This window comes from Rhizorhabdus sp. (genome assembly GCF_018006725.1).
Taxonomy (GTDB): Bacteria; Pseudomonadota; Alphaproteobacteria; order Sphingomonadales; family Sphingomonadaceae; genus Rhizorhabdus.
In genome coordinates this window covers 1-4580 of record NZ_JAGMXV010000321.1, presented here as the reverse complement: position 1 = coordinate 4580, position 4580 = coordinate 1, and the positions used below count along the sequence as shown (strand labels likewise).

Annotated in this window: 3 protein-coding genes and 1 pseudogene; 3 read left to right on the top strand and 1 reads right to left on the bottom strand. The window is 66.1% G+C overall.

The features are described from left to right. A pseudogene (locus tag KAY22_RS25015) lies at positions 1 to 245 on the bottom strand (hypothetical protein); the annotation flags it as partial. Between the two features lie 585 nt (positions 246 to 830). Between KAY22_RS25015 and KAY22_RS25010 the strand changes: the two are divergent. From KAY22_RS25010 to KAY22_RS25000, 3 genes are read left to right on the top strand one after another with little or no spacing between them, the layout of a single operon-like run. Then, positions 831 to 2237, top strand: a complete 1407-nt coding sequence (locus KAY22_RS25010; protein WP_296625833.1) for a Mu transposase C-terminal domain-containing protein — start codon at positions 831 to 833, stop codon at positions 2235 to 2237. Next, entirely contained in the window at positions 2234 to 3070 is an 837-nt protein-coding gene (locus tag KAY22_RS25005; RefSeq protein ID WP_030540651.1) for a TniB family NTP-binding protein, read from the top strand. The genes KAY22_RS25010 and KAY22_RS25005 overlap by 4 nt, the downstream gene beginning before the upstream one ends. Continuing rightward, entirely contained in the window at positions 3067 to 4329 is a 1263-nt protein-coding gene (locus tag KAY22_RS25000) for a TniQ family protein (RefSeq protein WP_048575061.1), read from the top strand. Before KAY22_RS25005 ends, KAY22_RS25000 begins: the two co-directional genes overlap by 4 nt. The last annotated feature ends 251 nt before the right edge of the window (positions 4330 to 4580 follow it).

Genomic DNA, 4580 nt, shown 5'->3' with positions numbered 1-4580 from the left:
GGATCGCGATCGGCGCGAAACAATCGCCGACGGACAAGCCCGGGGAAGGGCAGGGGATGCGGAGAGATCCCGAACAGCGCGGGATCGGCGACGGCAAGCAGATTGACCGCCCAACAGGGCGACGTCGCGGTGACCGATAGCGCGTCGCCCTCGACGTCGGCCGACCGCCGTAAACCGCGAATGATGGTGAGCAGACGGGCCGCCGGATCGGAGGACAAGTTCGGGCTCGCGGCGACGGCGCGCACGGCCTCGAGTTCCTCAAGCCCGGCGTCGACGATCGCAGCCGTCGCCGCGGCCTCGGCGGCAAGGGGACGAATTGCGGTTTGTCGAACGCGCTGGATAGCCCGGGCGAGATCCGCACGGCGATCGGGGAGGGCGGCCGCGAGCAGCGCGAGGAAGTGTCAGCCGACAAAATAGGCTACATTTCAATAATATCATGTAATATCAATATATTACATCGGATGCTCTGCGAGTAATTCTGTCTAGGGCAATATACACGTCGCGGTGTTCGACAAAATAAGCTACATTTCGCGGACAGCAAAAATCATTGGGGAGCCCGTTCCGTGATTGAGCGCAAGCCGTCTCCAGCGCCCCGGCGGAGCCTCAAATCGCTTGAGGCGGGATTGGCTCTCTACCCCCATTTCCGGCGACATATATCGCTTTCCGGCCCGGTGACAGCGGCTCAGGTTCAGGCGATTTCCGAGGCAACCGGCCTTAAAGAGCGGCAGATACGGACACTGGCCGCGCGCTTCCGGGTGCATCCGGTCGCGGAAACGCTGGCTCCAAAACCGCGTGGACCCGCTGTTGGATCGCACAGGATCGATCCCGAGGTGAGGGCCGCCATCGAGACGTTGATCGACGAAATTGCGCTCAAGATGGTGCCGCCATCGCGTGCGGAAGCGGCGCGGCAGATTTGGGGCCTGTTGCACGCGGACAACGGAGATCATCGCTTTCCCGCCGATCTGATCCCAAGCGAGAAGACGATCGAGCGGCTTCTGGCTGAGATTCCGAGCCGTGTTTGGGCGAAAGCGACGATGGGATCGAAGACGCGGAGCGCCCATGAACCGCACCCCGGCGAATATGCAAGCGAGGGATTTCTCGACCTGGTTCAGATGGATCACACCAAGGGCGATGTCATCCTGGTCGATAGTCTGCGGCGCGAACAGCTCGGAAGACCGTGGATCACCTTCCTCATCGAAATCTGGACCCGGTCCATTCTTGGTTACTATGTCAGCTTCGGCGACCCCTCGATATTCCGGTGCGGACGGGCGGTTGCGAGCGCTGTGTTGCCCAAAGAGCCGGCCCTCGCCCACCTGGGCGTCGATGTCAGCTATCCGATGCACGGTTTGTTCCGGCGCTTGCATGCCGATCAGGCCAAACCGCATCGCTCCGAAGCCTTCCGGCGCGCCTGCGTCCGCAATGGGATTGGCCCCGATGTGCGGAGGCCCGGGCCGGCCCATCTTGGCGGGCATATCGAGCGGCTGATCGGCACGATGATTGGAAAACTGCGGCTTTTGCCCGGTGCGACCGGATCGAACGTGGCGGCGCGCGACGGCTATGATGCCGAGGCGGACGCGGCGATGACGCTTGTGGAATTCGAGCGCTGGCTGCTGTGCCAGATCGCGATCTATCATCACGCGCCGCATAGCGCGCTGGGCGGCCTGTGTCCGGCCCAGATGTGGGAGCGCGAGGCGGCGAAGCACAGCCCGCTGCTGCCCGTGTCGGTCGATGCGGGCGAACTGTTCCGCCAGTTTCTGCCGTCGAAGTCGCTCACGGTCCATGCCAAGGGTATCCAGATCAGATATCGCCATTACTGGCACCCGATGCTTGCCGCCAGGATCGGCCAAAGGGTCGAGATCAGCTGGGATGAGCGGACGATCCAGCATATCTACGCCGACCTCGACGGCCGCTATGTCGAATTGCCGGTTGTCGGCGACTATCCCGACGTCTGGGAGGCGGATTGGGAGGCCGCCAGGGCAGGAGTGCGGGCGCTAGGCCGGGCCTACCAGGCCGATGGCGGTCGCGCGGCGACGGCGCGGGCGGTGGCCGCCGCCAATCAGGAAATCCACCGCGCCCGCGTTCGCACGAAGGCGACGCAGCGCCAGGCAAAGCGCCGCGAAGGCGAGGGGACGACGCTCGCGGACCTCCGGTATGGCGAAGCGCCGGAAAAGCCGCCCATTGACTGGAAACCGGTCGCCGAGCTCAGCGAAGACGACTGGTTGCAGGAGCGGACATGAGCGCCGCTGCGACCGCGCCATCGCTGGCGCCCTCCTTCTGGATCGATTTCGAAGAAGCGCGGAACGCGGTCGAGACGATCGTCGATGTCGCGCATGACGATCCCGAGGAACGCCCGACCTGCATCGTGCTCACCGGACAGTCCGGCATGGGCAAAACCTCGATCCTGCGCGAAGCGCAGCGCCGCCTTGCCGAAGCCTTTCCCGAGCCCGCCGATTGGGGCGAGGCGCGCTATCAGCCCGTGCTGCGCACGGTCATTCCCTCGAGTCCGACCTCGCTCAAGATCAACCTCGCCCTGCTCTGGAAACAGGGCTGGCCGATCCGCACGAACACGCACAAAACCGCCGATTTGAAGGTCGTCGACCTGCTGGCCGAACAGGGCACGCGGCTGGTCGCGATCGACAATGTCCATGTGATCCTGACCGCGAGCGGCGTTGCGCGGCGCGATACGCTCGATGCGTTCCGCTTCCTGATGAGCGCGGGCAATGTGCCGCTGGTCGTGGCGGGCCTCGATGTCGCCCGGCAGATCTTCGCCGACGATGTCGAGCTGGCGTACCGCTCAATCATCCTCAAATTGCCGTTATGGGAGCCGGGCGAGCCCGCGCAGCGCCTGATCCGCGCGCTGGCCCGCGGCATGGGGATGGAGGAGCCCGACCATCTCGCCGAACCCGCGTTCGCCGAGCGCATCTGGCGGACCAGCGGCGGGGTCACCGGGAACTTCAAGCGCATCCTGCACTGGTCGGGAAAGGTCGCGCGGCGGCATGACCGCCGGTTCGTGACCCAGGACGATATCACCGAGGCGCTGCAATTGTTTACGCCTTATAGCCCGGAATGAGCGGGCGGGAGATCGAGCCGCTGGCGTTTCGGGTGAGGCCGCTGCCCGAGGAATGTTTCGAATCCTGGCTGCGCCGCCTGGCCGCGCGTCATGAGACCACGCCCAAAGCGCTGTTTCGCCATCTCGGCATCGACGCGGCGCTCGCCGATCGCGACCTGGCCGTGTCGCCCGTACCGGCCACGTCGCGCGTACCGGCCACGTCGCGCGCATCGGCTTGGTTGGCCGCGCCGGCGCCGGCGGTCGCTGGCGTGCCGGACCGCCGCCAGGTGATGGTAGAACGGCTCGCGTGGGCGACGATGGTGCCCGCGAAGGCGATTTCTAGGACGTTCGTCGGCTGTGGGCGCGGCGATCTGTTGCCGCTGACGCTGCGGTCAATCGGCTGCGCCCAGTGCTGGCTTGACTGGCTGGTGTCCGGCGCGCCGTGGCGGATCGAGCGGAGCTGGATCTTGCGCGTGACGACCTTCTGCGACCGTCATGCGCTGTTGCTGACCGATCTTGCGGGGATCAGGGCCCTGGGGCGGACGCAGGCCGCCGAGCGGGCGCTCGCGGCCCGGGTCGCGCGCACGCGCGCGCAAATGGCGCGGTTTGCCTTCGTCAAAACCCGAGTGCTGTGGAACGGGATGATTGCGCGGGAGCAAATCCGCGGCGCCCGCCCCGGTGACCGGGTAGGTTGGGAGCGGTACCGGGCGGCGCTGGTCGGCAACCGCTTCCACTACGCTCCGGTGCGTCATCTGCTGCTGGCGGCGCTCCACAGCAGTGACGGGCTGAAAGCCGGGCGATGGGAGCAAATCTTCCGCTTCGATGCGCAGCCGGCACGCCTGCCGCGAAAGGCGGCTTCCGGCGTCGGACCCCAATTATCGGATCTGGCGGAGGCGATCGCCAGGGTCGGCCTGCGGCAGCTCGACCGCGAGCGTCGCCGGCTCACCATGGTCTGCGAGCAGCTCGAGCAGGCCAAGCGCAATTATCCCCGTGCCCATTTGATGCAGGGGCTGAAGGCTCGCCGCGCGGCGCTGGCGCGCGCGGTACGAGACGCCGCCGCGACGGAGAGCGCGGCGATGTCAGCGCAGCGCCGTGGTTTCCAGGAGGCGCTGTTTTACCTGCAAGCATCGGGGATGGTGGGCGCGGCGATGTCCGCCGGCTGCGCCGAGCCGGCTTGCAGCGCGAATGGCGATCTGTGGCGGGCGCGGCTCGCCGCCTGCTTCGCCGCTCCCAGGTTTCGCATCCTGCTCGATCTGCCGGGTCATGGGCGCGGATGGTAAAGCCGGACGGCGACGGTCGCCCATTGGGCATTTCGCGCGAATTTGCCCTCAGGAGGCCCGTAGGGCGTGGTGGCGGCCTCTGGGCGCCCCTCCTATCCGAGACCGCCTTTTTGCGCTCCCAGGGGCTTTTGCGCGAACTTTCCTTTGATCGTTCAAAGACAGGTCATGGTCTGAAACGGCGGCGCGAGTCCCGTATCGGGCGCGTCGATTTGAAGTTTTCGCCGGGGTCATTCGCGCGCCGTCTCCATACG

What these genes read in the sequence shown, in the direction of transcription:
- KAY22_RS25005 (WP_030540651.1), top strand. Translation starts at nt 2,234, where the DNA reads ATGAGCGCCGCTGCGACCGCGCCATCGCTGGCGCCCTCCTTCTGGATC.
- KAY22_RS25000 (WP_048575061.1), top strand. Translation starts at nt 3,067, where the DNA reads ATGAGCGGGCGGGAGATCGAGCCGCTGGCGTTTCGGGTGAGGCCGCTG.